This window comes from Candidatus Cloacimonadota bacterium, assembly GCA_011372345.1.
GTDB lineage: Bacteria > Cloacimonadota > Cloacimonadia > Cloacimonadales > TCS61 > DRTC01.
Genome location: DRTC01000547.1, coordinates 1 through 3,311 on the forward strand (window position 1 = coordinate 1; position 3,311 = coordinate 3,311).

Below are 3,311 nucleotides of genomic sequence, written 5' to 3' on the forward strand. Positions count from 1 at the left end.
CGGAGCAATTCCTGTAATCATAAAAGAAGCATTAAATCTGATGGAGATTTGCGGAAGGGAAGTGAGATTACCGCATATAAATTTAAATGAAAATAAACGGGAAAAATTGAAAAACATTATTTCTGAATTTGGATTGATAAAATAAAATTCTGTGTTCTCTGTGTCTCTGTGGCATAATTTGAGAGCAAAAGGCTTGTATTCTTAAAAATATCGTGAGAAGAAAAAAAATAAATAAAAATCTTGTTATTTGTCCAAGAACCAAGCAATTTACAGATTTGATAGTCTGTGCTGCCAGTTGTCAGGACAGGTGCCAGATCTATCGAGATTCGATAACTCTGGGATCATTGCTTGAATTTGTTGAAAAACATCCGGAATATAAAATAAGAGGAGAGCTTATGCCGGCAAAAAAAACTGCTGAATCCAAAGAAAAGAAATTTTGGGTAGTTGGTGTTGATAAGAAGATCACGGAAGTTTCCCAAAAAGAAATTATGGATAATCCCCGCGAATATCTCGATAAGAAAATCTGGGATAAACCGACTTACAAATATGAAGTAATAATTACTTTAAAGAGGACCAAAGCCTGATCAGATTTGCCCTTCCGAAGCCTTCTTTCAATTTTTCTTAATAATCAGGATTCGGAAGGTTGTCGAGTAATACACAGCAATCTAAAACTTTCCGAATTTTACAATTGAGAATTTCTTTGGGGGGAAACTTCGGAAAGTGTGCTTCAACTTCCGAATGTACGCAGTTCTTCGGAATGTTGATCTCCTTCAAACAATCGGATGATCAACAAGTTGAACAATCCGATGTTTTCTTTTTCCGGGATCTATAGATCAGGATGATCACCAGGAAACCCAGAAAATCAGCAAAAATATCATAAACAGAAAATTCTCTGCCCGGAATGGGAATTTGATGTAGTTCATCGAGAAGAGGAACAAGCACAGCTAACAAGTAAAGTTTTTTAATGGTTTTTGGTAATTCCTTTTTAGTGAACATTTTCATAAATAGGAATGAAAAAACCAGATAAATCCCGAAATGAGCAATTTTATCAAAACCGATAATTCTTCCGGTTGGTGATTGCAATTTGGGAATGGAAGTCAAAGTTAAAATTACACAACACCATAAAATAAAAAGAATTATAAAAATATTTCTATTGGAAAATCTATTTCTCATATTTTGTTAATTTCCAGATGATTGGGAAGGGTGACATGGCGTATTTTGCTTTTATAGGAATATTTTCCTGATCATCCGAAAACCAGAAGAACAAATTTCTTTTTTCGTTCACTAAATTATTTGTGAGAATATCGCTTCTTTCCTTTTCTTCAGACGATTCTTTTTGAAAAGTTATCTTAACTTTTTTCGTAAGTATTTTTCCAAATGGAGAACTCAATTTTTCTTTTTTAATAACTCGATATGTCACTTTCCAGGTTATTTTATTCGCATCTACCCAGATTTCTCCCGGATTTTTATCTAAATTCTTTCTTAAATAAAACAATGCGGAAAAAAAATCACGGCATCTCGGATGAATCGAATACTCACAGGTTTTTGTCGAATCGAGGAAACTTACTCTTTTCCCGATCTCCTTTTGACGATCATAAATAACATACCTGTTTTCAAAATAATCACTCTGATTGATGATCTTTGTATATTTTTTGGGAAGATAATCGTTTTCATATTCGATGATATATTTATTATCCGTTTTTGCCATCAGATTAGCAAGAGAAGTAGATTTTGCTGTCAGGATTAAAACATTATTATGATCCTCGATTTCAGCATTGATGATTTTCAAACCGATATATTTTATTGCTAAATGAAGTTTTTCAGCCTGTAAATTTGATATGAAAATTATGATTATTAGAAGTAGAAATTTTTTTTTATTCATTTAATATACTGTTCCTCGGTCTAAAATTAAAAAACCTTTTCTCATTCCCCAGAATTTTTTAAGAATACTATTTTATGAAAAGTTTTCTTCGATTTTTTTGGCTTTCATAATAAAAGAGAATTATAAAAAACCATTAAAATGGTTGGATTTTATTAGTTGGTTTGCTTCCCACAATTGAAGTTGTGGATTTCTTTTAAAAACCTTTTTTGTTTAGCCCATAATTTTAATTATGGGAAGCAAGACAAACAGTCTTTTTCAGGATTATTCATTAATTTGATCAGAATTCTGCAACAACTTCATTTTTGCATAAATTATCCGCTGAGCTTTTACATTGGAGATAGTAAATTTAACTTTATTTTCAAAAGTAAAATTTTCATTTTTTTCAGGTACTTTATTGAAGTTATCATACAAAAATTCCGCTAAATTATCATATTTTTCTTCATTGATGTTTAAGGAAAATCTTTCATTTAGTTCTGGAATCGAGAACATTCCACTCACTAAAAATTCATTTTTGGAAATCTCCGCAATCTCCGGTTTTTCCTTATCGTATTCATCTAATATTTCTCCAACCAGTTCTTCCAGAATATCTTCCAGAGTGAGAAGACCGGAAGTCCCGCCATATTCATCTACGATAAAAGCAATTTGTATCTTTTTCCGTTTGAACTGATTCAATAATTTCTGGATCTTAACATTTTCCGTGATAAAAAGAGGAGCTCTTAATAAAGCTGGGATCGAGTTTTTATCTGGATTGAGAATTATATCTTTTGCATAAATAACACCAATAATATTATCGATATTTTTCTTATAAACCGGAATCCTTGAATGCCCTGAGGTGATGATACTTTCTTTCAGTTTTTTAAGTCCTTCCGCAGATTCAATCGCTTTAATATCGACTCTTGGAGTCATTATCTCCTTGGCAACAGTTGAGGAAAACCTGAAAATACTGGCAATTATCTTCTTTTCTGTTTCTTCCAGAGATTCTTTGGTTGAGCGGGAATTGATCAGGTTCTTGAAATCTGCAGAAGTGAGATTTGCTTCCGAAGAAGATATATTTTTGGAAAAAAACGAACTGATCAACTCTAATATCTTTATAACCGGAAACAAAGCATATTTGATAATTTCGAGGATAAAACTGGAAAATCCGGCAAGTTTTACCGGTGATGAATAGGCAAGAAGTTTGGGTGTGATCTCTCCGAATAACAGGATAATAAAGGTCATCAAAATGATTTCAACTAAAATAGGAAATATTCCGGGTTCATGAAACAATCTTTCCCCGAGCTTGATCGAGATCAAAGCTGCGGTCGTAGAAGCAGCAACATTAACGATCGTGTTTCCCAGAAGAATGATGATCAGCAGTTCTCTCGGTTTTTGCAAAAGCCTGAAAATTCTTTTGGAAGTTTTTGTCTTTTGCTTCTGGATCTTTTTTAGC

General features: G+C 32.6%; 4 protein-coding genes. 1 reads left to right on the forward strand and 3 read right to left on the reverse strand.

All coding sequences use genetic code 11. The features are described from left to right. The first annotated feature begins 275 nt into the window (after positions 1–275). A complete protein-coding gene (locus ENL20_10345) occupies positions 276–584 on the forward strand; it encodes a hypothetical protein (protein ID HHE38956.1) in 309 nt (102 codons plus the stop codon). Between the two features lie 202 nt (positions 585–786). Here the strand turns inward: ENL20_10345 and ENL20_10350 are convergent, their stop codons facing one another. From ENL20_10350 to ENL20_10360, 3 genes are all read right to left on the reverse strand, one after another. Further along, on the reverse strand, positions 787–1,173 hold the full coding sequence (locus ENL20_10350) for a hypothetical protein (protein HHE38957.1): 387 nt from the start codon (positions 1,171–1,173) through the stop codon (positions 787–789). Continuing rightward, positions 1,163–1,882, reverse strand: coding sequence for a DUF3108 domain-containing protein (locus ENL20_10355; protein HHE38958.1), 720 nt, complete (start codon positions 1,880–1,882; stop codon positions 1,163–1,165). The genes ENL20_10350 and ENL20_10355 overlap by 11 nt, the downstream gene beginning before the upstream one ends. Positions 1,883–2,143: 261 nt before the next feature. Next, positions 2,144–3,311, reverse strand: a 1,168-nt coding sequence (locus tag ENL20_10360) for an HlyC/CorC family transporter (protein HHE38959.1), incomplete at its 5' end; no start/stop codon positions are given.